This window comes from Rhodoferax sp. (genome assembly GCF_030646845.1).
Lineage (GTDB): Bacteria > Pseudomonadota > Gammaproteobacteria > Burkholderiales > Burkholderiaceae_C > Rhodoferax.
On sequence record NZ_JAUSLE010000004.1, the window covers coordinates 24696 to 50673 of the forward strand.

A 25978-nucleotide genomic window follows, 5' to 3' on the forward strand; every position below is an offset into this window, starting at 1 on the left:
CCGGTTATGTATTAGCATGGCTTGTCTGTGACCTCACCATGATTCCTGCCCAAACCCTGTTCACTCCAGCGACCCTCGCAAGCCGCGCGGACGGGAGTTCCATCGTCTCCAGATTGGTGACCGAACTGGCGGCCGGCACTGACCTGGAGTTGTTGCTGGAGCGCTTTCTGGTTTCCATCGTTGCGCTGGCTGGTGCCCAGGCCGGGGCCGTCCGCTTGTTGACCGACGATGGGCAGCATATGCGCCTGGTGGCGCAGCAGGGCTTACCGGCGCACGTGCTGATCGCCGAACGCTTGGTGGAGCGCGACTGCGGCATGTGCGGGATCGCCGCCGACAACGACGTGCTCGGCTGGGTGGAAGACGTGCAATCCTGCGCCCGCCACAGCAATGACCCCTATTTCGGCCAGCAGTGCAGGCGTGTGCTGGCCATATCGCTGCCCCACGGCAACCAGGTACTGGGAATCTACAACCTGTTTTTTGAAGCAGATACCCAGATCAATTCCCAGACACAGACCATCCTGCGGCTGATTGGCCAGTTGTTGGGACTGACATTGCACAACGCCCGCATTGAGCGCGAGCGACTGCGAGTCACGGTGATGAAAGAGCGGCAGGAAATGGTCAATGAAGTGCATGACGCCCTTGCGCAGACCTTGGCCTACGCCAGGATGCGCCTCCCCCTGCTGCATGACGCCATGCTCGCCCACGACGACGAGCGATCGCTGAAGTATTTCACTGATGTCAAGTCAGCCGTAGGAGAAGTGCATGACAACTTGCGTGAGGTCATGACCTACTTCCGCACCCGCATGGATCCGCTGGGACTGCTGCATGCGCTCCAGGGTATCGCAGACGGGTTTTTCAGTCGCACCGGCATCACGCTCGAAATCAGGAATTCGGGGCAAAATCTGAACCTGACCGACGAACAGGAGGTTCAGGTGTTTCACATAATTCAGGAGGCGCTCGCCAATATCGCCAAGCACTCCATGGCCCGGCGGGCCGTGGTGGCCATTGACAAGACGCCCCAGCGGCTTGAGTTCGTCATTGAGGACGATGGGCTGGGTATGGCCGCGCCGTCTGTCTCGACGATTGTGACGATGGCGACAGGGCTGGCTGCATCCACCCATTTTGGGCTGGAAATCATGCAGAGTCGTGCCCAGCGTCTGGGCGGCCACCTTGAAGTGGGCATGAAGGACGGTGGCGGCACGCGCGTGCGCCTGGTGCTTCCCATGACGCCAACGCCCACGGAGTCCAGCGTATGACGGCCAAGACCCGGGTGATGCTGGTGGACGACCACGCGCTGTGTCGCAGCGGCCTGACGGAACTGCTGGAGCACCGGGGCGACATGAAGGTGGTGGGGGCCACGGGCGACCCTGCGCAGGTCGTGCCGATGCTTCGCGAGCATCTGCCAGACCTGATGGTGCTGGACCTGCGCCTGGCCACGACAGATGGCTTGAGCCTGTTGCGCATGATTCGCGCTGAAGGTTGTGAAACCCCGGTTGTGATATTGACGATGAGCGACAACGAAGATGATATGTCGGCTGCACTGCGCGCCGGCGTTCGGGGTTACCTGCTCAAAGACATGGAGCCTGAGGAGGTGATTGATGCCATCGCACGGGCGGCGCGCGGCGAGATGGTCGTGGCGTCGGCCATGACACTGAAGCTCGCGCAAATACTGCAATCCGGCCCCAGGGGATCGGTCAAGGGAGACTTGGTGGCCTCACTCACCGAGCGCGAGCGCCAGGTGCTTGACCACGTGGCAAGTGGCCAGAGCAACAAGGTCATTGCGAAGGCGCTGGACATCAGCCACAACACCGTCAAACTGCACGTGCGCCACATCATGGACAAGCTCAACCTGCGCTCGCGGGTCGAAGCGGCGGTGTTTGCGTTTGAGTACCGCACTTCGCCGGAGGGAGTCAAGACGACGGGTGAGGGCGGTCAAAAACCCAAAGGCTGACGCGTCATCAGCTGGGGCTGGAACCATGCCAGCGAATCATGCAGTTTGACGACCTCGCCGATGATGGTGAGACACGGTGATTTGAGGCCCGCCTGTGCGACGCGTTCAGGCATATCGGCGAGCGTTCCAGTGACTACTTTCTGGGTGGAAATGCTGCCGTCTTGCACCACTGCGATGGGCAGGGTGGCTGCAGCACCATGCTGCATCATCTGGCGGCAAATCTCGGGCAGGCCGCCCAACCCCATGTAGATCACGACGGTCTGACGCGGTCTGACCAAGCTGGGCCAGTCCAGGTCGGCCGTCCCGTCCTTGAGGTGGCCAGTCACGAACATGCAGCTTTGCGCGTAGTCGCGGTGCGTCAGCGGGATGCCAGCGTAGCTGGAGACGCCAGATGCTGCCGTCACACCGGGCACCACCTCAAACGCGATCCCACTAGCCGCCAGCGCTTGCAGTTCCTCGCCGCCTCGCCCAAAGATGAACGGATCGCCCCCCTTGAGGCGAACCACCTGCTTGCCCTCCATGGCAAGTTTGACCAGCAGCGCGTTGATCTGCTCTTGCCGCATGGTGTGCTCGTTGCGACGCTTGCCGGCATAGATGCGCTCGGCAGTGGGCGATACAAAGTCCAGCACGGCGCTGGACACCAGGTGGTCATAGACGATCACTTGTGCTTGCTGCAGCAGACGGACGGCGCGCAGGGTCAGGAGCTCGGGGTCACCGGGGCCGGCGCCCACCAGGTAGACACGCCCGCTGCCGGGTGCTTGGTGCAGTGCGTCGGTTTTCAATGCGTGCGTCCTGTACTGCCACAGCCGCCACCGCTACAGCCACCGCTGCTGCAACCGCCACCGCCAGTCGGCGCCGGCTCGGGCACATCCCCGGACTGGCGGCCATCAATGAAGATAAAGTTGAATTCACCGGGCTGGAGTTCCACGTAATCCAGCACGATTTCGTCCAGCAATTCCTGGTATTCGTCAGCGATCACCACCGCCACGCCTTCCAGGTCGAGCTTCATGTCTTCCTCGTTTGGATCGTCAAACCCCATGCCGTATTGGACCGAGCCGTCGGGATCGACCCGGGCGGCGATGCGCAGGGCCATCTCCTGGGCTCCACTGGCGCTTGCCGCTTCCCGGATTTGCTGGGCAGCCGCACTGGTTACTGTAAACATGTTGTACTCCTGGTCAGTTGGGGAGAGAGCTTGCCCGGCGATCGCATCGCTGAGGCCTGTCTCACCGAATATTCGAATGCCTAATGCTCACCTTTGGTTTTCAAAAGCCCGGCCAGACGGTTGCCTTGTTTCTGCGGCCCACCGATGGGGAATAGATCGTGCAGATGGTGATTATTGCCACGTTCCGGCCCCCACACTCTGGCGAAGTGCCAAATCATCGCACGCACTTGCGCTTGTACCCGATGCTCCTCGAAATACGAGCGCAAAAAGTGGATCACTTGCCAATGTTCATCGGTCAACTCCAGGCCTTCGGCCTTCGCCTGTGCCCGTGCAAAATCTTCCGACCAGTCATCCAGGTTTCTCAGATAGCCTTCGACGTCGGTGGCGATGGCTTTGCCATTGATCAGCACGCTCCGCGCCGCGGCTGTGGCCGGCGGCTGTGACGCGATGCAGTGCGCGCGCACAAAGGCGACAAACTGAGGCGCCCAGTCGGTGCCAGCGCCATTGCGCAGATGGGCATAGGAGGCGAGTACGTTACGGTAAACGATGCCGTCGCGCTGGCCGTCCACGCCATGTCCGCGTAACACTTGATAGGCGAATTTCAGGTCTGGCGCCAGGTTTTCCAGGCTGGAGTAATGAAACTCGTGCCCACGCAGGGTTTGTGGTGCGGCACCCGCGGGGGCGGGCCAAGGCGCATCGGTCGTAGTCTGTAGCTCCATGTAGCCACGACCCACGGGCCGCTCGTGCATCACCACGTTCGCCGGAAGTGCGCCCACCATTTCGTAGACATTTTCTTTCCAGCGCAGTGTGCGCGCCAGGTACATGAGGCCGCCACATTCGGCATAGACAGGCAGTCCCCCTTCGATAGCCGCGCGGATACCGTGCCGCAGGGCCGTATTGGCCTGCAGTTCCGGCATGAACATTTCCGGGAAGCCGCCGCCAATGAACAGCCCATCCACATCGGGCAGACAGGCGTCTTGCAGGGTGTTGAACGGGACGATCTCGGCCCCGGCCGCTTCCAGGGCCAGCAGGTCGTCCGGGTAGTAAAAACCAAACGCCTTGTCGCGCGCCAGCCCGATGCGAACCCGTGGCTGCGGTGCAGGTGCCAGCACGGCCGTGGTTTGCGCAGGGGACGGCGAGGGCAAAGGCGCGACATTGGCGGCCAGCGCCAATACCCGCGACAAATCAACCTGTGCCGCAATCAGTTCACCCATGGCATGCACGCGCTGCGCCGCGTCATCCAGCTCATGGTTGGGCATCAGCCCAAGATGGCGCTCTACCACGGCGAGCCGCGGGTCGTGCGCAATCGCGCCCAACACGGGCACATCGGTGTAGTGCTCGATCACAGCGCGGAGCTTGGATTCGTGGCGGGCTCCGCCCAACTGGTTAAGGATGACGCCGGCAATGCGGATGCGCGGATCGAACGCCTGGTACCCCAGAATCAGCGGCGCGATGCCGCGCGTCATACCGCGCGCATCCAGCACCAGCACCACAGGCAAGTCCAGTAAATGTGCCAGCGCGGCGTTGCTGTTGCTGCCGTCCAGCGCCAGCCCGTCGTACAAACCTTTGTTGCCTTCGACGATGCTGATGTCAGCCTGCGCAGCGTGTTGCGTGAAGCAGGCGGTGATCTGCTCGGGCGTCATCAGAAACGGGTCGAGGTTGAAGCAGGCGCGTCCGCTGGCCTGGCCCAACCACATGGGGTCGATGTAGTCCGGTCCTTTCTTGAAAGGCTGAACGGCAAGGCCTTGAGCCGCCAGGGCAGCGCAAAGGCCGACCGTGATCGTGGTCTTGCCGGAGGATTTGTGCGCAGCCGAAACCAGAAAGCGTGACATGCTGGATCGGGTTCAGGCGCTGGCGACCGCCTGCGTGGCGTCGCTGGTCTGTAGCGCGGCCTCGTCCAGCCGCTCGGGAAGAAAACCCAGAAACTTCAGCGCCAACATGACGATCAGGCCCGCGATGGCCACACCCGCAAAGCCCAGCAGCCACTCCGGCAGGCTGGGCGAATAGCTGTTCAGCACGCCATCATAGAAACTGCTGCTTACCTGCCGACCTGGAAACAGCACCAGCGGGAAGGCTTGCCCGCCGATGATGGTGACATACATCTGCGCAAATCCACCGCCCACCACCAGTGCGGTGCTTGCAGCGACGCGCAAACGCATTTGGCCGATGCGGGGGTGCAGCAGCATCACCAGCGGCAACACACTCCCCAGCAGCACCTGGCCCAGCCAGAACAAGGTCGTGTACAAACCACCTTCGAGCAGGAGGAATCGCTCGAAATCGTGGTGCTTGGTGAAATACAGATTGGTCAGGTGATAGACCAGAACGAAATAAAGGCCAGCTGCAATGAAGATGATTTGCAGTCGCGCAAACCGTGCCACCAGTGCGTCGCCCAGGGGCCGGCCACTGCCATGGCACGCCAGCATCAGCACCAGCACGAACACGGCCAGACCATAGCTGAGCGACAACGCGATGAACAAGGGCGCCAGCAACGCCGAATCGTAGGCCTGCCTGGCCACCAAAAAGCCAAAAATCGAGCCGGTTCCGGTGGTCAGCGCCATGCGCCAGACGAAGGCGAACAGACCCGCCACGGGGGTGTAGCGGTTCATACGCCGCTCCATCATGGTCCACAGGTACGCGATGACAAAACCCATAAAACCTGAATAGAGGAAGATGTTCAAGGCAAAGATGGACTTGAAATTGAAGTGCGTCATGGCGATGATCAAACGGTCGGGACGCCCCAGATCGAGCATCAACACCGTCAAGCCACCCAGCAAAAGCGCAATGGCCAGCAAGCCGGACAGGGGCGCAAGCGGTTTGAACTCTGTTTTACCGAACACCGAGGCCATGGAGGCGACGTTCAATGCCCCCGATGCCGCCACCACCAGAAACACGGCAAAGACATGGGGCAGACCCCAGACGATCTGGTTGTTCATGCCGGTCACGATGTGGCCCTGGTGCTCCATGATCCAGACAGCCCCCAGGCCAAAGAGCGTGACCAGCCCGAGAGCACCCAGCAGCAGGTAGTAGCCGGGACTGTTACCTTGCAGTTCACGCAGAGTGATTTTCATGGTTCAGATTCCGAGGTAGCGCACGCCAGTGTCGAGATTGAGGTCCTCACGGATCTGGCGCGTTGGGTAACGGGCAACCCGTTTGGATATCTCGCTGTTGGGGTCGTTCAGATCGCCAAACACAATGGCTTCGTGCCCCGCTTTGGAACAGGCGCTCACGCAGGCCGGTTGCTCGCCGCGGTCTACCTTGTGGACACACAGGGTGCAGCCTTCAACGGTACCCTTGCCACGGGGAACATCGACTTTCTGGTCCTGCAGCGGTTCATGCACGAAGGAGCGTGCCTTGTAAGGGCAGGCCATGACGCAGTAACGGCAACCTATGCAAATGTGCTTGTCCACCAGCACGATGCCGTCAGCACGCTTGAAGGATGCACCGGTTGGGCACACGTCGACGCAAGGTGGCTCGGCGCAATGCTGGCACATCATGGGCAGGGACTGCGTTTTGCCGGTACGAATTTCCTTGATTTCGATCTTTCGAATCCACTGTGAATCGGTGGTTCGTGTGCCCCCGGAAAGACCGTTTTCCGTGTTGCAGGCAGTGACGCAGTCGGTGCAGCCGCTGGCGCACTTGCCGCTGTCAATCAGCATGCCCCACCGGACTTTGCTGCTGGCCCCGGGGCTGGACCCAACGCCCACGGGGGCGGCTTGGGCGATCTCGATCAGCCGGACGCCGGGCGCAATCATGATACCTGCCAAGCCGGCTGCGGCCACACCCAGAAAACCGCGGCGGCTGGTCTTCGTGTCAGTCGTATCAGTCGTGTCGCTCGATGGGGTCGTCTTGTCTTGCTTCATGGCTTGATTTGTTGCTGCGCTACCACCCGTCGCAATTGCAGACTGAGTGGCTGGCCACCTGGCTCGCCGTGGGAAACCAGCGGATGGAATGATGTCTGGGGTGGCTTGTTGGCGTGGCACTCAAAACAGTCAATTTTTACTGCGGCGTAGCTATGGCAACTCTGACAGAAGTTGGTGCTTGCCACTGTCACGCTGCCGCTGGTCTTGCTGGCATGGCACTCAATGCAGGCCTTCAGGCTGTACTTCGCAGCGCGAATCCCGCCACGAACCGTGTCGTCGCGCTGGTGTTTGAGCAATTCCATGTGATTGCGCCGCATGAAAGCGGGGTCTTCCACACATTTGTCGCCGCGTGCCGCTTCGATGACCGGCTGCGGCACCCGCCCAGCTGCGACTGTCGCGCTCGTGCCATCGGCTAGAGCGGCGTGGCTTGCGGTCAGCAGCAAGGCCGCGCCGATCACCTGGCGAACTGCCCTGACAAAAAAAACAGCAAGCCGTGACATAACGCTAGTCTCCCAGCCCCATCTGGATATAGCCGGTCGGACAGACGTCGGCACAGATATGGCAACCAATGCATTTGCTGTAGTCGGTATCCACATAGCGTCCGATAGTGGACTTGGCTTTCGGCACCTTGAAGACCGCCACCTGCGGGCAATAAACGACGCAGTTGTCGCATTCAAAACATTGCCCGCAACTCATGCAGCGTTTGGCCTCAGCCACCGCCTGGGCCTCCAGCAGGGGGCGCAGACGCTCTTCGAAATTGTTCAGGGCCTGCTCGGCGGTAAGCGTGACCATGCCGCGACGATTGCGCGCCACATAGGGAAAGTGCCCCAGGAACAATTCCTTGTGGGAGATCACATAGCGGTCCGAGCGGTTATCAAAATTGTGAATCGCCGCCGTGTTCTTGTCTGTGCCGCGTATGGGTTCATGCACTTCACTGAAGGCGTAGCCTTTTTCCAGCATCTTGCGCTTCAGATCGAAGGCATGCACGTCGATCTTGGGGCGCTTCTCCAGTGGTTCGCTCTGCAAAAAGCGGTCGATGCCATCGGCCGCTATGGCGCCGTGTCCGATCGCGGTGGTCAGCAGATGGGGGCGCACGACGTCACCGCCTACAAAGAACCCGGGCTGCCCCTGCACCTGGTAGTTCTTGTCGCTGTTGATGGCGCCTTTGCCGTTGTTGAATTCGTCCAGTCCGGTGAAATCCACCGCCTGGCCGATGGCCGACACGATCAGGTCAGCGGGAATGTCTTCCTCCGTTCCTTCAATGTTCTTGATCTCCAGCCGACCGCCCACTACTTTTGCCTCGCAGCGCATCACGCGCAGCGCGGTGGCGCGACCATCCGGCCCGCGCACGACCGCTACCGGCGTCATGCCACCCCGGATAGTGATGCCTTCGGACATGGCCTGCTCCACCTCGTGCTTGGTGGCCTGCATCTTGTCCACGGCAAAGATGGAGGTGAGCGTGACTTCTGCACCCTGACGTGCCGACGCCTCCGCCACATCGTGTGCCACATGGCCGGCGATGGCGTGTTCGGGTCGATCGGACTCATGGATCTTTTCGATGTGACCCAACCGCCGGGCCACCGTGGCCACGTCGATCGAGGTGTCGCCACCCCCGACCACCACCACGCGCTTGCCGACATGGCGCAAGCGACCGTCATTGAAGGCCTTGAGGAAGGATGTAGCCGTGACGCAGTTGGGGGCATCAGCGCCTTCGACCGGCAGCGCGCGGCCGGCCTGCGCACCCAGACCCAGGAACACGGCATCGAACTCAGCACGAATTTGCGCCATGCTGATGTCGGTGCCGATGCGGCAGTTCATGCGGGTCTTCACGCCCAGGTCGATGATGCGCTGGATCTCTGCGTCCAGCACATCACGTGGCGTGCGAAACCCTGGAATGCCATAGCGCATCATGCCGCCCAGCTCCGCGCGCTCATCAAACAGGGTCACCTCGTGGCCCTTGAGTGCCAATTGGTAGGCCGTTGACAAACCAGCCGGGCCACCCCCGATCACCGCAACTTTCTTACCGGTCTGGGTAGCCGGCTTGGGGTAGGCGAGTCCTTTTTCAATCGCGTAATCACCCAGAAAATGCTCGACCGAGTTGATGCCGACAAAGTCCTCCACTTCGTTGCGGTTGCAGCCAGACTCGCATGGGGCCGGGCACACGCGTCCCATGACGGAGGGGAAGGGGTTGGCCTCGGTCAGCCGGCGAAACGCGTATTCCTGCCACACCATGCCTGTGGGCGGCTTCTCGATGCCACGCACGATGTTGAGGTAGCCGCGGATGTCCTCGCCCGCCGGGCAACTGCCCTGGCACGGGGGGGTGCTCTGAATGTAGGTGGGACACTTGTGCGAGTGGCCCGCATCAAAAATCTCTTTTTGCCAGGACCCGACCTTGCTGTCGCCGTCCTTGTAGCGACGGAAGTTGAGTGGCTTGGCTGTAACGGATTCGGTGGGCGTGGACATGTTGAAGTCTCCTGATGTATGTATTTGCAGCCGGGGGCGGCGCTACTTGTCGCCCAGGCGGATCGCCTTGCTGACCAACTGGTGGACACCGCCCACCATGCTCATGTTGAAGCCGTAGTAGGGCAATACCTTGGTGAATTGCGCTTTGCAGATGGCGCAGATCGTCGCCATGAAATTCACGCCGTGGTCGTCCACCACATCTTTCAAGGCTTCCATGCGGGGCAGGGCACCCTTGACGCGCAATTCCATCAAATCGTCCGTCAGCAGGCCACCACCGCCACCGCAGCAGAAAGTGCTTTCATGGATGGTTTTCGGCGCCATGTCATGAAAATGGTTGGCCACGGATGTGATGATTCGCCGTGGGATGATGAACTGTCCGCCAGGCATGTTGCCCATGCGCGAGGCACGCGCCACATTGCAGGAATCATGAAAGGTGATGATGCGGTCGTCGTTGGCGTCTTTATTGAAGCTGAGCGCGCCGCGTTGAATCAGGTCATCGGTGACCTCGCAGATGTGCTGCGGCACGGGGTAGCGTTGATCCAGATAGTCGAACGGACCAATCAGCGTGTTCCAGAAGCTGTAGGCCACGCGCCAGGCATGACCGCACTCGCCGACCACGATGCGCTTGACACCGAGTTCAAGGGCAGCCTCACGCACCCGCAGCGAGATATTGCGCATCTGCTCGTAGTTGCCGATGAACATGCCGAAATTGCCGGCCTCCGAGGCGTGCGAACTCAAGGTCCAGCTGATACCGGCAGCGTGAAACACTTTGGCGTAACCGATCAGGCTCTCGACATGGGGTTCGGAGAAAAAGTCGGCCGACGGGGTGATCAGCAATACTTCGGCGCCCTTCACGTCAAGTGGAAATTTGATATCCAGTCCGGTCTCGTCTTTGGTGTCTTCTTCCAGGCCTTCCAGTGTGTTTTCAAGGGCCGGGCCCGGGATGCCCAGGTTGTTGCCGATCCGGTGCACCTTGCCGATGATCTCATTCGAGTATTTTTGCCCCATGCCGATGGAGTCCATGATCTCGCGGGCGGCCATGGTGACCTCGGCGGTGTCGATGCCGTAAGGGCAAAACACCGAGCAGCGACGGCACTCCGAGCACTGGTTGAAATAGCTGTACCACTCGTCGAGCACTTCGCGCGTGAGGTCCACTGCGCCCACCAGCTTGGGGAAGTGCTTGCCTGCAAACGTGAAGTAGCGCCGGTAAACCTTGCGCATCAGGTCCTGACGCGCCACCGGCATGTTTTTCGGATCGGCCGTGCCCAGGAAATAGTGGCATTTGTCCGAGCAGGCTCCGCAATGCACACAGGCGTCCATATAGACCTGGAGCGAGCGGTACTTGCCCAGCAACTCGCCCATCTTGGCAATGGCCTTGGCCTGCCAGTCCTCTACCAGTTCTTCCGGGAATCCAAGCGCTTTCTGAATCGGTCCGCTCGCCACAAAGGGCTTGAGGTGCGATACGGCCCCTGCCTGTACCAGCGGGATGACCGGGTAGCTCTTGAGCTTCGGGGTTTCAAATGCGGCGGTGGCCATGATGAATGTGGGTGCTCAGGGTCGTTTGTCCAGCGCCGCGGCCCATGCCGAGACGTGCCGGACTTCGCGGGCGTTGTCCGCCTGATTGCGGGTGGGGCTGAAAAACAGGCCCGGCGCATGCAATAGCTTGCTGATGGGAAAGATGATCATGAGCAGTGCTACCAATGCCAGATGCACCAGCAGCACCGGGTCGCTCGGCAAGGGTTGCCAGTCAAACCGCATCAGTCCCAGCATGAATGCCTTGACGGCGATGATGTCGGTATGTGCCACAAAGCGCATACCCAGCCCGGTCAGGCCGATGGCCAGCAGCAGAGCGAGCATCAGATGGTCCGATGGCGTGGAGATGTAGCGCACGCGATCAACCAGCCAGCGCCGAGCCCACAAACCGGCCAGGCCCGCCACCATGGCAAAACCCGCATAGGTGCCAAAGGGCTGGATCAAGGCGACGGGCAACCAGACCGGCTCCTGAAAATACCGCAGATGACGCAATACCACCAGCAACAGCGCTGCGTGAAACGTCCAGCCGAAGATCCAGGTCCATTTGCTGGACTTGAACAGGCTTTCAAAGAAAACGACCTCGCGGGTCATGCGCCAGCCCACTCCGGCGGTGGTCATCGGTGCCGGTGTGGTGGGAATCTTCAGCGGCGCAGGGGTCTTGGCATAGCTGCGGATCTTGCGCGCCAGCCCGACAACGAACACCCCTGTGGCGACGTAGAACAACACGGCGTAGAAAATCGTCAGGAGTGACATGGGCAGTACCGGCGGTTTATCGGCGTAGCAGGCGCAACTGGAATGCAGTGTCTGCGGTCAGATACAGCCGGTAGGCTTGGGCAGGCCGGCGATCTTGCAGGCCTGCTTGGCTGGCCCATAGGGAAACAGGTCGTACAAGTATTTGCTATTGCCCTTTTCCTCACCGAATTGCTTGCCAATCGCCTTCGTCAGCACGCGCACAGCGGGCGCAATCTGGTACTCGTTGTAGTACTCACGCAGGAAATTGATGACTTCCCAGTGGTTGTCGGTCAGCGCCACTTTCTCTTCTTCGGCCAGGTGCACCGCGGCGTCCGTCGTCCAGTCAGCCAAGTTCAGAAGGTAGCCCTCCTCATCAGTTTCGTAGTTCTTTCCGTCAATTTCAAAGCTCATGTATTTCTCCAGGTAAAAAATGGGTAGTGAATCGTGTTCAGCTCACAACCACGAGTGAGAGGTGCTGTATTCCACGGTCAGGTCGACAAAGCCGGCATAGTCCACCAGCGTGACGCCCTCGATCAGTTTGCCGGTCACGCCGCGGGCATCCATGTCGGGTTGCAGGGCATAGACCTTGAGGGTGGTGCAGGCCTGGCGCATGCGGGCTTCTGCGGCGCTTCCTGCCGTGGCGGCATATACGCCATCTTCGATGAGCAGCAGCGCATTGCCCGGCTGGGCCATTCGCAAGCAGGTGTCCAGCGTGCTGGTCTGGAAGGGGGATTTATTGATGATGTGCAACATGGGTTTCGTTCTTCCTTCAAAAGCTCAGGATCACGTCCTGTTGCTGCATGAGCTGACCCATTTGCTGCCCGTTGAGCACCTCGACCGGAACCAGCAGGTCTTTCTCGGTGAGGCCGCGCTGCGCCAGTGAGTCCTGATCGACATAGAGTTTTTCCACGTCGTAGCCGTCCAGCGCCCGGTAGCTGGGCGAGAAGTTCTTGATGCCGATGCCCTTGGTTTGCTGTCCCTTGACCAGTTCATAGACGCCGTCGTCCATGAACACCAGACTCACATCCTGGTCAAAAGTGGCGGTGATCAATACCACCTCCAGGCTTTCCAGCGCATAGATGGTGCCGTAGGGCGCCTTGCGGTTCACAAACATGAATTTCTTCACTTTGGGGCCGGTCGCCGGGGTTGCTTGCTGTTCACTCATATCGGGTGTCTTCCCTGTAGTCGATTAATCGCCAAACGTGACCAGGCGATCGGCCTTGATGCCGCTGTCCACCAATTGCCCCAAACCGGAGATGCGAAAGCCCGGCGCCAGCACTTCTTCCTTGATGCCACGGCGCAAGGCGGCCGCCACACACACCACCAGATCCACCTTGTGCTCTGCGGCCAGGGCCGACCAGCGGTTCACGACATGGCGGTCGTCCTGTGGCGGCTCGGTGAGGCGGGTCGCGTTATTGACACCGTCGTGGTAGAAAAACACGCGCTGAATCTCATGGCCTTTGGCCAAGGCCGCTACGACGAACTGGTAGGCAGTGTCGGACGCCTGGTGCGTGTAGGGCCCTTCGCTCACAAGTAAACCAAATTTCATGGTGCGTTCGTTCCGGTGTCAATTAAAAACGGATATGCGTCGAGGCATTGAGGCTGGAACGCGAACCGCGCCAGTCATCAATCAGGTACTTGGTGAAGGGCAGATCGCACTTCTCAAAGAATTGTGGCCAGCCGATACGTTCGATCCAGTCGGACACCCGCTCCCACGAACGCGCATCTTCCTTGTAGGTGTACAAAATCTTCTTGACCATGGCCGAAACTTCAGGCCAGCGCGGCGGGTTGTTGGGCAGACCCGATGCCACCATCTTCATGAAAGTAGGCTTGCCACGGGCATTGGAGTTCTTGCCGCCGACCCAGATCGCCAGCTTGCTGTGCTCGGGATCGTTGATCTGCATCGGGGGGCAGGGTGGGTAGCAGGCACCACAGCACATGCATTTGGATTCATCGATTTCCAGCGACGGCTTGCCGTTGACCATGGCGGGCCGGATGGCCGCGACCGGGCAACGCGCCACCACAGTCGGTCGTTCGCACATATTGGCCACCAGATCATGGTTGATTTTGGGCGGCTTGGTGTGCTGAATGACGATGGCAATGTCGGCCTGGCCACCACAGTTGATCTCGCAGCACGAGGTCGACAGGTGAACCCGATTCGGCATCTCTTCCTTGATGAACTCGGCGTGCAGATCGTCCATCAACGCTTTGACCGCGCCCGAGGCGTCGGTGCCCGGAATATCGCAATGGAGCCAGCCCTGGGTATGCGCAATCGCCGATACTGAATTGCCGGTGCCGCCCACCGGGAACCCGTTGGTGGTCAGCGCTTCGACCAACGGAGCCACCCGACCCGGGTCAGACACCATGTACTCGATGTTGGAGCGAATCGTGAAGCGCACGTGCCCGTCGGCGTAAGTGTCGGCAATGTCGCACAGCTTGCGAATGGTGAACAGGTCCATCTGACGCTGCGTGCCGGCGCGCACCGTCCAGATTTCGTCGCCAGTGTGCGAGACATGGTGCAGCACGCCCGGGCGTGGCCGGTCGTGGTACTTCCAGTTTCCGTAGTTTTTGAGCATCAGCGGATGCAGGTACTGCTTGTTATCCGGTACGCCGCTTTCGATGGGGGTGCGCATGGTTGCCATGTTGGTCTTCCTGTGTTCGTCAGAGTTTCAGGCCGCCGCCTTGCGGGCATTGATCTTGGCTACTTCGTCGTCCCAGCCGTCAGTGCGGACATACGGGTTGGTGCGCGGCGTGGAAACCATGTTCGGGTCAATCTCCAGCCCAATGCCTTCCAGGAAATTGATCAAGCCGATGCGCTCAATCATCTCGCCGGTGCGCTCATGCTCCAGCGCGTTTTCAGCGAAGAAGTCGATCGACTTCTGAGCCAGTTCCACCAGGGCCTGGTAATCCTCATCGGTCTTCATGGGCATGAAGGGTGTCACCACAGTGCCCATCAGGTCGCCGATCTTGAGAGTACGCTTGCCCCCCATCAACACCGTGACACCCTTGTCCGTGCCCGAGGCCAGGGCACCGGTCATGACATTGATGCAGTGCATGCAGCGCACGCAGTTGGCGTTGTCGATCTCGAGCGACTGGGTATCGTTCAGGGCAACGCTTGAAATCTTGGGGCCCTTGGAGACGTCCTTGGTCTCCTTGAGCATGATGGCCTTGGTCGGGCAACGGCTGACCACATCATTCACCAGTTCGGTCATGCCATGCTTGGCAAACCATTTGCGCGCCAGGGGTTCATCAGTGCGCATGTTGTCACGCCAGGTGCCAATGACCGCCATGTCCGCACGCTGGATCGAATTCATGCAGTCATTCGGGCAACCCGAGAACTTGAACTTGAACTTGTACGGAAGCGCCGGGCGGTGCATGTCGTCCAGGAAGGTGTTGACCACCTGACGGTGTGCCCGTGCTTCGTCAAAGCACGATTGTTCGCAACGCGCCGCACCGACACAGGACATGGAGGTCCGTACCGCCGGGCCGGCGCCGCCGAGGTCAAAGCCCAACTCGTTCAACTCATCGAAGGCACCCTGCACGTTGGCTGTGCTGGCACCCTGAAACATGATGTCGCCCGACTGGCCGTGAAAGGCGATCAGGCCTGAACCGTGACGCTCCCAGATATCGCACATCTTGCGCAGCACATCGGTGTTGTAGTGCATGCCTGCCGGCGGTTGCACCCGCAGGGTGTGGAACTCCTTGGAGGCGGGGAACATCTCGGCCACTTCGGAGAAGCGCGGAATCACGCCGCCGCCGTAACCAAAAACCCCCACCGTGCCACCTTTCCAGTAGCCTTTGCGGGTTTTGTAGGAGTGCTCCAGTTGACCCATCAGGTCGGTCATGTAGTCGCTGTCTTTGGCCAGACGCTTCAGACCGGTGACAAAGCTGGGCCATGGACCAGCCTCTAGCTGGTCGAGCATGGGGGTGTCGTGTTGTTTCTTGCTCATGGTGTGTCTCCTGTCAAGGGGTCGAACGGGGTGCGCCGGTCGGTCAAATTGGCCTTGTTGACGTCTGCCTCTTCGGGCCGGTTCACAGTCAACTCTGGGATGGATAGTACGTGTCCCGGTGTGGCTGACGCTATCACCCTCGTTGATTATTCTGTGCTACCCATTAGGGCTATATGAGCCCACCCGTCCCGGTTATAGACGGGGTGGCCCGGCATTGCGCCAAATAGCGGTACTGGGGCTTATTCCGCCGGTCGGCGTCAGCGTTCACGGCGCAGCGGCACCTGAACGGCCAGTACAGGACAAATAATACGCAATATGACGACCATTACACCGCTTGAAAAGCTGACCAGCCCTCTGGGCGGGCAGGTCATCGAATTGCAGCAGCTGGACTATGACGCGGGAGGCATGAGCCTGCTGCGCACGCGCATCCGTGAGAAAAGCCGTTTCACGGTGTTTGAGATTGATCCCCACACGGCGCGGCTTTGGGGCGAGGCCTTGCTGCGCTGGGTGGAGACGCAGCCCCAGACGGCGCCCGAGGCCCAGGAACCGACATGACGATGTCGCCCGTATTGGCTGATGCAGCGGTGGACGTGGTGTTTCCCATCGAAGGCCAGACCTTGCCGCGTGACTATGCACAGGCGTTGCAGCAGGCCCTGTCTGAGAAGTTGCCCTGGCTGGATGCAGATCCGGTGGCAGGCATACATCCCGTCAAGGTGGTGCAAGGCAATGACGATCAAGCCCTCTTGTCCCGGCGCACGTCTCTGTTGCTGCGGGTGGGCGCGGGGCGCGCGGACGAACTGCTGGCGCTGGCAAAGCTTGAGCTGAGTGTGGGGGGGCATCTTCTGCGCCTGAGCCGGCCGCACCTGCGCGAACTGCTGGCTCACACCACCCTGTATGCATACCGGGTGGCAGCCGAGAGCGCGGATGAACTGACGTTCATGGCAGCGGTGGAGCGGGAACTGGCTGAATGGTCCATCGGCGGCGAGCGGGTGTGTGGCAAGCGCCAGCGGATGATGGTTTCAGGCCACGCGCTGGATACGTTCAGCCTGATGCTGCACTCGCTGCCGCCTGAGCAATCGCTGCGTCTTCAGCAACATGGCCTGGGTTTGCACCGACTGCTGGGTTGCGGAATATTTGTGCCGCACAGGTCGGCGGCAGCCGTAGGGTCATAGATTTCTTTGTCAATGGAAATGGAGAAAAAACGATGATGTACAACGTCAATGGCGTGGAGCTTGAGGCCGATGACCAGGGCTACCTGCTGGAGCCTGTTTTTGAAGATGATGCGGTGCGCGCTATCGCAGCGGCGGAACAGATCGAGTTGACCGACGCTCACTGGGAAGTCATCAACTACCTGCGTGACGAGTACCGCGAGCATGGCCACACACCGAATTTTCGCGCCATGCTCAAGGGCATGGCCGAAATACGCCCTGAAGTGGACAGCAAGTATCTCTACGATCTGTTTCCGATCGGGCCCGCCAAGCAGGGACCCAAGGTGGCTGCCTTGCCGCAGCCCCTGGGCAAGGGCGGATATTGATGCCCCCACGCTTGTCACTGCGTGTATTGCGCTGCCCCCCAAGGGGGCTGGCCTTGCTTGGGGCGGCCCGGCGCGGCGGCCGGATTCCCCCCCGTTCGCTGGTTTGATATGGCCAATATCAGAATCAAGAGCCAGTGGTTCCGTAACGGCGCCGCCAAGACCCCGCAGCAAACTGCCAGTGCGATGGCCTTCATCGCCTGGCGCGTGGCGCAAAACATGCTCAAGCAGATGCGCTCGGCCCACTTCGACATTGAGGTGGGCGCGCAATACTTTGCCTTCACGCGCGAAGTGCTGGTGTTCCTGACGCAGGTGCTGGACCGCATGGCCCATGAGCGCATGGGTGCTGAAGGGCGCGCCGAGTTCATCACGGCCTTGGTCAAACGGGTAGCCGAGGTACTGCAGGACAACGAGGACACCCTGCTGGGCATACGCCCTGCGGGCCAGCCCAGTCACTACGACGAATTCATAGACCTGTTCAACGAACTGGCCGACCATTACGCCGAGTTCGCCTATGGCCCTGACGGGCCGGACTTTGCCTTTGTCCGCTATCTGGGGCATCGCATCGAGGCGCTCATGCCGCAAAAAGACCAGCGTTGGGTGGTCGATCAGATCATGGCCACCGAAGTGCCCGAGGCAGTGGAAATGCTGCAACGCGCCATGCAGGATGTGCTGTCAACCGAGCCGCGCGCGCCGCGCGCCGCCCGTACCGCCACATCGGGCGACTGAACACAGAGTCAGAATGAGCACGCCGTTCGACCTTGATGCGCATGCCGCCTACCAGCGCTGGCGTGACGCCAAGCGCGCCAGCCATCCGCTGCGCGCACAAGATCTGGTGGTGGATGTGGCCGATCCACGCGCCCTGAGTGCTGCGGAGAAGCAGGCCTTGCTGCAGCGCTGTGCCACGGCCAATATGGCCATCTACCGCAGCCCCGTGTGTGGCGAGGACAAAGGCATTCCGCGCCAGCTGGCGCAACAGTTGGGGCTGCACCGGCTGGACGGCAACTGGCTTGCCGACGAGGACGGTATTTCGCAGATTGCGGTCGCGGCGTCGAACGGGGTCGGCGAGCGCGCCGCGTTCATTCCCTACACCAACCGCTCCATCAAGTGGCATACCGATGGCTACTATCACCCCCAGTCCAGACATATCCGGGCGATGATTCTGCATTGTGTGCGTGCGGCTGCTGCCGGCGGCGAGAACGCCCTGATGGACCATGAGATGGCCTACATCGCCGTGCGTGAAGCCAACCCTGACTGGGTGCGCGCGCTCATGGCGCCGGACGCCATGACCATTCCTGAACGGCTTGATGAAGACGGTGTCGCGCGCGCCGAGCAGACCGGGCCTGTGTTCTCAGTAGATGAATTCGGCGGTGCGCTGCACATGCGCTACACGGCACGTACACGCAGTGTGCAGTGGAAGGACGATGCGCCAACGCGCGCGGCGGTCGCGTTCCTGGCGCAGTTGCTGGAGTCTGGCGGACCGTATCTGTTTCGTGTGCGCCTGGAACCCGGCATGGGGCTGGTGTGCAACAACGTGCTGCATGACCGCGCTGGTTTTGTGGATGACCTGCCGCAACCCCGGTTGTTGTACCGTGCGCGCTATCTGGATCGCATACGTCCACCCACGGCGGTCAACGCTGGCGCTGTTGCAGCCAGTTTATTTGAAAAATCAGCCCCTGGCCCTCAGAAATAGGGCGTATATAGCTATCATATTAATAGCAAAGGAGCATCATGTCACATCAGGTCAGCGTATGGCGTGCGGCCCAGTTGGTGGGCGTGGCGCGCGGCGTCTTGCAGCAACAGGTGCGCGCCGGTGCACTGGTCTTGAGTGACGGACTGGTATCTACCGATGCCCTGCTGCGCCTCTATCCCGGCGCGAAGATGGAGGAGTCTGGTTTGTTGGAGCGCGTGGCGCAAATCCGGGACGAAGCATTTGGCAGGCGCGTGCGCGAGCGCATGTTGCCGAGTCAGGAAGTGCTGGCGCAACGTCTGTTTGCGCAAAGCCAGGAACTGGCCGACGTGCGCAAACACCTGCAGCGCTACCACAGCCTGGTGATCGAACTGCAGCAGCGCATTCGGGAACTGGCCGCGGAGCGTCCTGGCGACGCCACCTGGCTGGCGCTGGAACAACAGCTAACCCAAGGCCTGGCGCAGGCGCTGGCGACCGAATCGGTTGATTTGCTGGAGGTGATGGACGATATGCTCAAAGTGATGACAGCACAGGTCACGGTGCGCCCCAGCGGCCACGAGTTTTCGGTGGAGGGGCACGCTAACCTGCTGCAGTCAGGGCTGCACGCCGGGCTCAAACTCAATTACGGCTGTGGCAATGGCAGTTGCGGCATGTGCAAAGTGCGCGTGATTTCCGGCGAAGTCGTGAAGACCCAGCACTATGACTACCCCCTGTCGGAAGCGGAGAAAGCCCAGGGCTACACGCTGATGTGTTGCCACACCGCCGCCAGCAGTGAGCTCACGCTGGAGATGCTGGAAGCCAGCGGCCCGCAGGACATTCCGGAGCAACACATCGTGACCCAGGTGCGTGCGGTCACCGAGCTGGCGCCCGATACCCGGCTGCTGCATTTGCAGACGCCGCGCACGCATCGACTGCGCTTTCTGGCTGGCCAGTCCGTCTCGCTGGGGTGGACGACGCCAGGGCAAGGCGATGCGCATGCCACGTACCCGGTGGCCAGTTGCCCCTGTGATGACCGCAATCTGCTCTTTTTTGTCTCGCGGGATGAGTCCGACGGTATGGCGCGACATTTGTTTGCGGGTGATATCAAACCTGGCGCCGCCGTGACAGTCCTGGGGCCAACCGGCGAGTTCGTTCTGGCCGACGGACATCGCCCCCTTGTATTCGCTGCCTGCGACGCTGGCTTTGCACCCATCAAGAGCCTGATCGAGCATGCGCTGTCACTGGATGCGTCGCCTTCGCTCTCGCTGTTCTGGCTGGCCACACGGAGCGACGGGCATTTTCTGGGTAACCAGTGCCGCGCCTGGTCACAGGCGCTGGACCAGTTTGAATACGAGCTGGTGTCGCATGCCGATGTCATAGTCGGCGCCCGGCAGATCGCCCAGGCCATGCGGGCAGACCTGTTTGATATTGACTGTGATTTCTACCTGTCCGGGCCGCCCGACTTCGTCACCACGCTGCACGATGAGTTGCGGGCGGTGGGCGTGGCGGCTGCGCAAATCTTCACCCAGGTGCTGTAAGCCAGCGCCGCCCACCGAGGTTCATATGCTCCTGCCGACGAATCCACCAACATCGCATGGCGCCACCTACGCCGATGCAGCACCATCAGCTGCCGATCTTGCTGTGCCGGACTGCGGGGGCGGCGAGTCCTTTGCCTTGATGGTGCTGGGTCACAGCATGGCACCCGAGTTCCTGGAGGGCGAGATCATCATCATCGAACCCGACGGGCTGGCCCAGGATGGCTCCTATGTGCTGGCCTGGCACAACGAAGAATGGACCTTCCGCCAATTGCTGCGTGCGGGCAGCGGCTGGCTGTTGCACCCGCTGAACCCGGCCTTTGCGGATGCGGCGCTGGACAGTCTGGCTGCCGTGCGCGGCGTCATCATCCAGAAGGCGCTGCCAGGGCGCCGGCGGGCTTCCAAGCACTACATCTGAACTTCTGTTTTCAACCTTCCGAGAGAAGCCACCGTGCCCTACTACATCTACCGGGTCAAACCCTTCGCACAGCTGGAGAAATTGTCCGAATTTGAAACCTTTCCGGATGCGTCAGCCCATGCCAAGGGCCTGCGCGCCCAACAGGCTGCCGATGCGCCGGGGAAGATAAAAATCATGTTTGCAGACAATGAACTGCAGGCCGAAGACCTGCTATGCCAGGTTCGCACACCCGGACCCAGGGGCGACGACTGAGACTTACGCCATGGATGAGCCTGCGTATCACGCGTCACGCCGGACCATCAACCCCTCGCCCTGCGTGTTTGAGAGAGCCATTCTGGCGGACTGTGCGCAGTGCGAGCTGGCCAGACGGCACGCGCTGGCCGAGCGCGAGGTCGTGGCCTGTTCACTGGAAGTGGCGCGTATCAATTGCACGACGCTGGAAAGCCTGTTCCGTGAGCGGGCTACGTTCGCGTTGCGTCTGCCGCGCCCGGGCGTTCCCCTGGTTCACGCCAAGGCGATGCAGCTGCAGTGCGGTGGCCTGCGTGGTTTGCAGGCCGCTGTGGCAGCACCAACCACAGACGTCCATGCCATGGTGAAAAGGGCGCAGCTGAACGATGCGAGCCTGCTGGACTTGCCCTGGGAGCAGATTGTCTCCAGCATCGTGGCGTGGCAGACGCGGCGCCGCGCGCCACCTCCCGACTCCTAGCTTGCCGCTGGCGCCGACATGGCGTCGCCAATGCCGGGGCGCTCTTTCAGCGTTGCTGCCACTTCATGGTGGCCACCGCGCCACCAACGATACCGGTCAGCGCGATGAAGGACCCCACTGCCAGCGTTGAAACGCCGGAGAGTCCCTGGCCAATGGTGCACCCGATAGCGGTAACGCCACCAAAACCCATCAGCACCGCACCAATCAACTGGGTGCGCAGATCTTCCATCGAAGCGAAGCCTTCCCAGCGAAACTGCCGCGTGCTGAGGGCATAGGCCATGGAGCCGAGAACAACACCGATCACCGTGGCGATGCCGAATGTCACACGCATCGATTTGTCCGTCCACAGCATCAGCAACTCCAGGCTGAAAGCTGTCGGCGCCACAAAACTCAGGGACTCCAGCGTGCGGGTGTTGGTGGCGAAATACACGGTTTCCAGCGTCTCCGGGTTTTCGCCATGGCCGATGTTGCCGGTGAGGTACCAGGCCGCGACGATCAGCAAGCCGAGCACAATGGACCCGATGACATGGGACAGATTGCCGCGAAAGCGTTTGTCCTTGAAGACGAACACCAGCAGACCCAACCCGATCACGACCAGCGTGGCGAGCAGGGCGGTTTTTTCTGGCAGACCGCTCAGTTTGGTCAGGATTTGCGGCAGGCCCTGGGTAGCCAGCCCGAAGGCGGACAAATCGATGGCTACCGGGTCCAGATAGCTGGACCGCCACTGACCAAACAGGCCCTTGAGCGTCATGTAGGCCGAGATCGCCAGAAACACCAGCACCACCAGCGAACGCAAGCTGCCACCGCCCAGGCGAACCAGATTCTTGTTGGTGCACCCCGCCGCGATGGTCATGCCGATGCCGAACAGGAAACCGCCGACCAGCATGGACAACCAGGGCAACTGGGGGCGCTGGTAGACGGATTTGGACAGGTCAATCAGACCGAAGTAATACAGCAGGTTGGCACCTATCATGGCTACCGCAATGGTGAGCAACCACATGCGCATACGCCCCCAATGGCCCATGTTGACCACGTCCGAAACGGCGCCCATGGTGCAGAAGTTGGTCTTGTTGGCGACCGCGCCAAAGATGAAGGCCAGCACAAAGCCACCCCAAACGACCAGGGTGGCTGGACTGATTGCTTCGCTCATTTGATACTCCAGATCATTTTTTTTAGTTGCCTGGCACCGTGCCGCCAGCGACACGGGTCAGAGTGGTCCGTATGGTTTCAGGGGCGCTGATGATGCCCATGAATTGTCCCATGCCCAAAGCAGGCCAGGCCAGTGCGATGCGGTAGCGGGCATAGGGTGCGTAGACCTTGGAGCCCACGATGAACAGTTCATAGGGCAGGCCGGCCATGTGGTCGGCTCCCACCTTGTTCACCCACCAGCCTTCGCCGTCGCCCGGGTCGTTCATCGCCACGCCGAACACCGCTGTCTGGCTCTGCCGGTTGACCACTTCATAAACGCGGCTGGTTGCACCCACCCCGCTGGACAGATTGGCCTGCACCGCCTTGAGCGCGTCGTCAAAGCTGGCGTGTGTGCTGAGTTCGCTATTGGCAGAATCGAATCGTTCCATGCCCAACATGTAGCGGTACTGTGGCAGATCGGCCTCTGGCACGTCGCCACCAAAACCAGGACCTTCGCCCAAGGCCTTCGCCAGTCGCAGCTGGACAGATTTGGCGGCTGGTTGCGCAGTCTTGAACTGACCACGCAGATAGGCGCGATACCAGTAGTCCGGGTTCATGTACGAGACGGCGCCGTCAGTTTTCACCCCTACGCGAATTCCGGATGCAATGACGGCGGAGCCCCCGATGGTGCGAATGGCCTCCAGCATCGCCGGGTCGGTGACCACCAGGCTGGCGTGCCCGGGCAGCCCCGTTGGTGTGTGTCGTCCAATGACCGTGAATCCTTCAGCCTGCAGCTTCTTCTCAAGCTGTGCCAACTGGGTGGGCAGGTCCGCACCGGGCAGCTTTTCCCCCTGCACATAGGGCGCAAGTGCCAGGCAAACCTGCGCCGAGCACAGCAGGGCACACCATAGGATCAGTTTTCTCACAGCGCTTCTCCATCTCGGTTGTTCCGCGATGTCGCGCTGCCTCTCCCCCGTGGGGGATGGCCGCGCAACCAGGGGCAGTGGCACCGGGTACACCGGCAGGACGAAGTTCTTAAATGAACAGGCAGACGTCGGATTCGCCGGCAAACTTCATGAAGGTGGCGGCGCCGCCGTATTCCACATCCTTGATGAACTCGCTGGTCTCAAACTCGAACAGGTCCACAGTCATCTGACAGGCGACAAACTTGACGTCGGCCTCAAGGCAGATGTCACGAAGTTCCTGCAGCGATGCGACGCCCTTGGACTTCATCTTGTTCTTCATCATCATCGTGGCCATGGATTCCATACCCGGCAGCATCTGCACCATCACAGGCATGGGAACGGGCATGGGCATGGCGGGATTGGCCAATGGGCTGATCTTGATGCTGTCCAGGTTCTTGCGGAGCAACTGCAGGCCGTAGAAGGTAAAGAAGATCTGGACATCCCAGCCCAGCGCTGCCGCGGTAGACGCAAGGATGAACGGCGGGTATGCCATGTCCAGCGTGCCTTTGGTGGCGATGAGCGCCATTTTTTTGGTTGCCATGCGTGTGTGCTCCGGGGTATGTTGAGGTGCGCCCTTGGGCTCAGGCCTTCTTGAGATAGAAGACGTATTTGCTGTTTTCGCTGCCTTGTTCCAGCAGCGCATTGCCCGTCTGCTCGGCAAAAGCAGCCATGTCGCATACCGATCCTGGATCGGTGGAGATCACCCGCAGCACCTGTCCGGAGGTCATGTCCGCCAGCGCCTTCTTGGTTTTTACGATGGGCAGCGGGCAGGCCAGGCCAGATGCGTCAAATTCCTTGTTGAATTCCATATCTTGTCTCCATTGGTTGACTGATTACTGATTGCAGCCGGTTATTGTGGGGGAAAGCAGAACCAATCCTTCGCGGCGAGCACCATGCCCGCTGCACGTGCTGATTCTTGAGGAGGCGTTGCGGCGCGTCTATCACCGCAAAGGGTGATGTTGGGTAGCCCATCTGGGTAATGGGGTTTTTGCCCTTGCCTGTAGATCTACATCAAGGTGGGGTAAGAAGCTGATCGTCGAGCAAGGATGTGCGCGATGCCACCATCGACAGCGTGGGCCGCGAGCTGCGGTAGTTGATTTTCGTCAACCGCTTTGCAGGTGGCTCTTGAGAACTGCGCGGCAGTCCTCATACTCAGCGGTGTCGCTCATGGCCATCGGGGTCATGGGACGGTATCTTGGTCATTTATGCAAAGGAGAGAACTAATGAGCTCATTGATTACCCGTGGCAACCTGTTCGACGATTTTTTCCGCGACGTCGCGCCCGGCTTCTACGTCAAACCTCTGCACGGCGACCCTTTGCCGAGCCCGACCCAGATCAAGGTGGATGTCAAGGAAACCGACAAGTTGTACACCGTGCATGCTGAAGTTCCCGGTGTGAGCAAGGAAGACATTGATGTGTCGCTGGATGGCAACGTGGTGACCCTGCGCGCCGAAGTGAAACAGCAAGACAGCACGGAGAAGGATGAAAAAGTGTTGCGCAGCGAACGCTACTTTGGCGCAGTGTCGCGCAGTTTTCAGCTGCCGGTGGACATTGACCAGGCACAGGCCAAAGCCAAGTACGACAACGGTGTGCTCACCCTGACGCTGCCCAAGAAGCAGACCACCGGAGGCGTCCAGCGTTTGACCATTGAGTAGGGAGCACTGACTGGGCTCGCCAAGCCGGGGTTGACGCCCCGGCTTGCTGGGCTGGCGTTGACAAATCTCAAGGCGCTTGCGGTGGCTCCTTGCAAAATGAAACACTATGCCAGCAAAGGCCAAAGGGTAGAACATGAAGCTTCCGGTTCACATTCAATTTCATGGCATGGAGCCATCGGATGCGCTTGAGACAAGCGCGCGTGAGCACGCGCACAAGCTTGAATCATTTGCCTCCGACCTGATGGCCTGCCGTGTCGCTATCGATCTTGAGCAAAAGCACAAGCACCAGGGGCGTCCCTACAGTGTGCGCATCGACCTCACCATGCCCGGCCACGAACTCGTGGTGAATCGGGTCCAGGACGAAGATGTGTATGTGGCCCTGCGCGATGCTTTCGACAGCATGAAGCGCCAGGTCGAGGAAGTCGTGCGCAAGCGCAGGGGGCAGGAAAAGCAGCATGCTGTGCCCCTGCATGGCGAGGTCGTCCGGCTGGACGAGGCGGGTGGCTTTGGTTTCATCCGTACGCCGGGAGGTGAGGAGTACTACTTCAGCCGCGACAACGTAGCCGGCACGCCGTTTGAGCACGTGCAGGAAGGCAGCGCCGTGCAGTTCATCCCCGAGGCCGGTGACGAAGGCTTGCAGGCCAAGCGCGTGAGTCTGGGCAAGCACGGAATGGGTTGAGCGAATCTCGGCAGGTTACACACAGCACAACAGGGAGAAAA

The 25978-nt window shown here is 60.6% G+C and carries 32 protein-coding genes; 13 read left to right on the forward strand and 19 right to left on the reverse strand.

All coding sequences use genetic code 11. The features are described from left to right. The first annotated feature begins 38 nt into the window (after positions 1 to 38). Entirely contained in the window at positions 39 to 1256 is a 1218-nt protein-coding gene (locus tag Q7T10_RS00860; RefSeq protein WP_304744872.1) for an ATP-binding protein, read from the forward strand. After that, positions 1253 to 1951 carry a response regulator gene (locus Q7T10_RS00865; protein ID WP_304744875.1) on the forward strand — a complete coding sequence of 233 codons (699 nt, stop codon included), beginning with the start codon at positions 1253 to 1255 and terminating at the stop codon, positions 1949 to 1951. Before Q7T10_RS00860 ends, Q7T10_RS00865 begins: the two co-directional genes overlap by 4 nt. Here the strand turns inward: Q7T10_RS00865 and cobA are convergent. The 15 genes from cobA to dsrA all read right to left on the reverse strand — a co-directional run bounded on the left by cobA (position 1933) and on the right by dsrA (position 15651). Continuing rightward, positions 1933 to 2733 (reverse strand): uroporphyrinogen-III C-methyltransferase, encoded by an 801-nt coding sequence (gene cobA, locus Q7T10_RS00870; protein WP_304744877.1) that lies wholly within the window; start codon positions 2731 to 2733, stop codon positions 1933 to 1935. The genes Q7T10_RS00865 and cobA overlap by 19 nt on opposite strands. After that, positions 2730 to 3113, reverse strand: coding sequence for an iron-sulfur cluster assembly accessory protein (locus tag Q7T10_RS00875; protein ID WP_304744879.1), 384 nt, complete (start codon positions 3111 to 3113; stop codon positions 2730 to 2732). Before Q7T10_RS00875 ends, cobA begins: the two co-directional genes overlap by 4 nt. Before the next feature lie 80 nt (positions 3114 to 3193). Next, on the reverse strand, positions 3194 to 4945 hold the full coding sequence (locus Q7T10_RS00880; protein WP_304744881.1) for a cobyrinate a,c-diamide synthase: 1752 nt from the start codon (positions 4943 to 4945) through the stop codon (positions 3194 to 3196). 12 nt (positions 4946 to 4957) lie between these two features. Next, complete coding sequence (gene nrfD, locus Q7T10_RS00885) at positions 4958 to 6181, reverse strand: NrfD/PsrC family molybdoenzyme membrane anchor subunit (protein WP_304744883.1); 1224 nt, start codon at positions 6179 to 6181, stop codon at positions 4958 to 4960. Positions 6182 to 6184: 3 nt separating this feature from the next. Then, entirely contained in the window at positions 6185 to 6973 is a 789-nt protein-coding gene (gene dsrO, locus Q7T10_RS00890) for a sulfate reduction electron transfer complex DsrMKJOP subunit DsrO (RefSeq protein WP_304744885.1), read from the reverse strand. Continuing rightward, positions 6970 to 7473 carry a hypothetical protein gene (locus tag Q7T10_RS00895; RefSeq protein ID WP_304744887.1) on the reverse strand — a complete coding sequence of 168 codons (504 nt, stop codon included), beginning with the start codon at positions 7471 to 7473 and terminating at the stop codon, positions 6970 to 6972. Before Q7T10_RS00895 ends, dsrO begins: the two co-directional genes overlap by 4 nt. Positions 7474 to 7477: 4 nt before the next feature. Then, complete coding sequence (locus tag Q7T10_RS00900) at positions 7478 to 9436, reverse strand: NAD(P)-binding protein (RefSeq protein ID WP_304744889.1); 1959 nt, start codon at positions 9434 to 9436, stop codon at positions 7478 to 7480. A gap of 42 nt (positions 9437 to 9478) precedes the next feature. After that, positions 9479 to 10972, reverse strand: a complete 1494-nt coding sequence (dsrK, locus tag Q7T10_RS00905) for a sulfate reduction electron transfer complex DsrMKJOP subunit DsrK (protein ID WP_304744891.1) — start codon at positions 10970 to 10972, stop codon at positions 9479 to 9481. Positions 10973 to 10987: 15 nt separating this feature from the next. Further along, the gene (locus Q7T10_RS00910) at positions 10988 to 11722 is read right to left on the reverse strand and encodes a respiratory nitrate reductase subunit gamma (RefSeq protein WP_304744892.1); all 735 of its coding nucleotides are present in this window, start codon (positions 11720 to 11722) and stop codon (positions 10988 to 10990) included. 57 nt (positions 11723 to 11779) lie between these two features. Continuing rightward, positions 11780 to 12112, reverse strand: a complete 333-nt coding sequence (locus Q7T10_RS00915; RefSeq protein ID WP_304744894.1) for a TusE/DsrC/DsvC family sulfur relay protein — start codon at positions 12110 to 12112, stop codon at positions 11780 to 11782. Between the two features lie 42 nt (positions 12113 to 12154). Continuing rightward, entirely contained in the window at positions 12155 to 12454 is a 300-nt protein-coding gene (gene tusB / locus Q7T10_RS00920; protein WP_304744896.1) for a sulfurtransferase complex subunit TusB, read from the reverse strand. 16 nt (positions 12455 to 12470) lie between these two features. Further along, entirely contained in the window at positions 12471 to 12866 is a 396-nt protein-coding gene (gene tusC, locus Q7T10_RS00925; protein WP_304744898.1) for a sulfurtransferase complex subunit TusC, read from the reverse strand. A gap of 24 nt (positions 12867 to 12890) precedes the next feature. After that, positions 12891 to 13250 carry a sulfurtransferase complex subunit TusD gene (gene tusD / locus Q7T10_RS00930; protein WP_304744900.1) on the reverse strand — a complete coding sequence of 120 codons (360 nt, stop codon included), beginning with the start codon at positions 13248 to 13250 and terminating at the stop codon, positions 12891 to 12893. 22 nt (positions 13251 to 13272) lie between these two features. Then, positions 13273 to 14343, reverse strand: coding sequence for a dissimilatory-type sulfite reductase subunit beta (dsrB, locus tag Q7T10_RS00935; protein WP_304744902.1), 1071 nt, complete (start codon positions 14341 to 14343; stop codon positions 13273 to 13275). 27 nt (positions 14344 to 14370) lie between these two features. After that, positions 14371 to 15651: a dissimilatory-type sulfite reductase subunit alpha gene (dsrA, locus tag Q7T10_RS00940; RefSeq protein ID WP_304744904.1), complete on the reverse strand. Its 1281-nt coding sequence runs from the start codon at positions 15649 to 15651 to the stop codon at positions 14371 to 14373. Between the two features lie 315 nt (positions 15652 to 15966). On the opposite strand from dsrA, the gene Q7T10_RS00945 reads away from it, so the two are divergent. The 9 genes from Q7T10_RS00945 to Q7T10_RS00985 all read left to right on the forward strand — a co-directional run bounded on the left by Q7T10_RS00945 (position 15967) and on the right by Q7T10_RS00985 (position 21510). Further along, entirely contained in the window at positions 15967 to 16206 is a 240-nt protein-coding gene (locus tag Q7T10_RS00945; RefSeq protein ID WP_304744906.1) for a hypothetical protein, read from the forward strand. After that, complete coding sequence (gene cas6 / locus Q7T10_RS00950) at positions 16203 to 16823, forward strand: type I-MYXAN CRISPR-associated protein Cas6/Cmx6 (protein WP_304744908.1); 621 nt, start codon at positions 16203 to 16205, stop codon at positions 16821 to 16823. Before Q7T10_RS00945 ends, cas6 begins: the two co-directional genes overlap by 4 nt. Positions 16824 to 16855: 32 nt before the next feature. Continuing rightward, a complete protein-coding gene (locus tag Q7T10_RS00955; protein WP_304744910.1) occupies positions 16856 to 17185 on the forward strand; it encodes a TusE/DsrC/DsvC family sulfur relay protein in 330 nt (109 codons plus the stop codon). A 108-nt stretch (positions 17186 to 17293) separates the two neighbouring features. Continuing rightward, a complete protein-coding gene (locus Q7T10_RS00960; protein ID WP_304744912.1) occupies positions 17294 to 17911 on the forward strand; it encodes a hypothetical protein in 618 nt (205 codons plus the stop codon). Between the two features lie 13 nt (positions 17912 to 17924). Further along, entirely contained in the window at positions 17925 to 18875 is a 951-nt protein-coding gene (locus Q7T10_RS00965) for a TauD/TfdA family dioxygenase (protein WP_304744915.1), read from the forward strand. A 38-nt stretch (positions 18876 to 18913) separates the two neighbouring features. Beyond that, positions 18914 to 20389 (forward strand): 2Fe-2S iron-sulfur cluster-binding protein, encoded by a 1476-nt coding sequence (locus tag Q7T10_RS00970; RefSeq protein WP_304744917.1) that lies wholly within the window; start codon positions 18914 to 18916, stop codon positions 20387 to 20389. Positions 20390 to 20414: 25 nt separating this feature from the next. After that, on the forward strand, positions 20415 to 20804 hold the full coding sequence (locus Q7T10_RS00975; protein ID WP_304744919.1) for a S24 family peptidase: 390 nt from the start codon (positions 20415 to 20417) through the stop codon (positions 20802 to 20804). Between the two features lie 33 nt (positions 20805 to 20837). Beyond that, positions 20838 to 21056 carry a hypothetical protein gene (locus Q7T10_RS00980; protein ID WP_304744922.1) on the forward strand — a complete coding sequence of 73 codons (219 nt, stop codon included), beginning with the start codon at positions 20838 to 20840 and terminating at the stop codon, positions 21054 to 21056. A gap of 10 nt (positions 21057 to 21066) precedes the next feature. Next, positions 21067 to 21510 (forward strand): hypothetical protein, encoded by a 444-nt coding sequence (locus Q7T10_RS00985; RefSeq protein ID WP_304744924.1) that lies wholly within the window; start codon positions 21067 to 21069, stop codon positions 21508 to 21510. A gap of 46 nt (positions 21511 to 21556) precedes the next feature. On the opposite strand, the gene Q7T10_RS00990 is transcribed toward Q7T10_RS00985, so the two are convergent. From Q7T10_RS00990 to Q7T10_RS01005, 4 genes are all read right to left on the reverse strand, one after another. Then, complete coding sequence (locus tag Q7T10_RS00990; protein WP_304744926.1) at positions 21557 to 22660, reverse strand: YeeE/YedE family protein; 1104 nt, start codon at positions 22658 to 22660, stop codon at positions 21557 to 21559. A gap of 22 nt (positions 22661 to 22682) precedes the next feature. Continuing rightward, positions 22683 to 23564, reverse strand: a complete 882-nt coding sequence (locus Q7T10_RS00995; protein WP_304744928.1) for a hypothetical protein — start codon at positions 23562 to 23564, stop codon at positions 22683 to 22685. Positions 23565 to 23673: 109 nt separating this feature from the next. After that, positions 23674 to 24144, reverse strand: a complete 471-nt coding sequence (locus Q7T10_RS01000) for a DsrE/DsrF/DrsH-like family protein (protein ID WP_304744930.1) — start codon at positions 24142 to 24144, stop codon at positions 23674 to 23676. A 40-nt stretch (positions 24145 to 24184) separates the two neighbouring features. Further along, entirely contained in the window at positions 24185 to 24412 is a 228-nt protein-coding gene (locus tag Q7T10_RS01005; protein WP_304744932.1) for a sulfurtransferase TusA family protein, read from the reverse strand. Positions 24413 to 24826: 414 nt separating this feature from the next. Between Q7T10_RS01005 and Q7T10_RS01010 the strand changes: the two genes are divergently transcribed. Together Q7T10_RS01010 and Q7T10_RS01015 are read left to right on the forward strand one after the other, a co-directional pair. After that, entirely contained in the window at positions 24827 to 25258 is a 432-nt protein-coding gene (locus Q7T10_RS01010; protein ID WP_304744934.1) for an Hsp20/alpha crystallin family protein, read from the forward strand. 133 nt (positions 25259 to 25391) lie between these two features. Beyond that, the gene (locus Q7T10_RS01015; protein WP_304744936.1) at positions 25392 to 25937 is read left to right on the forward strand and encodes an HPF/RaiA family ribosome-associated protein; all 546 of its coding nucleotides are present in this window, start codon (positions 25392 to 25394) and stop codon (positions 25935 to 25937) included. Positions 25938 to 25978: the final 41 nt, after the last annotated feature.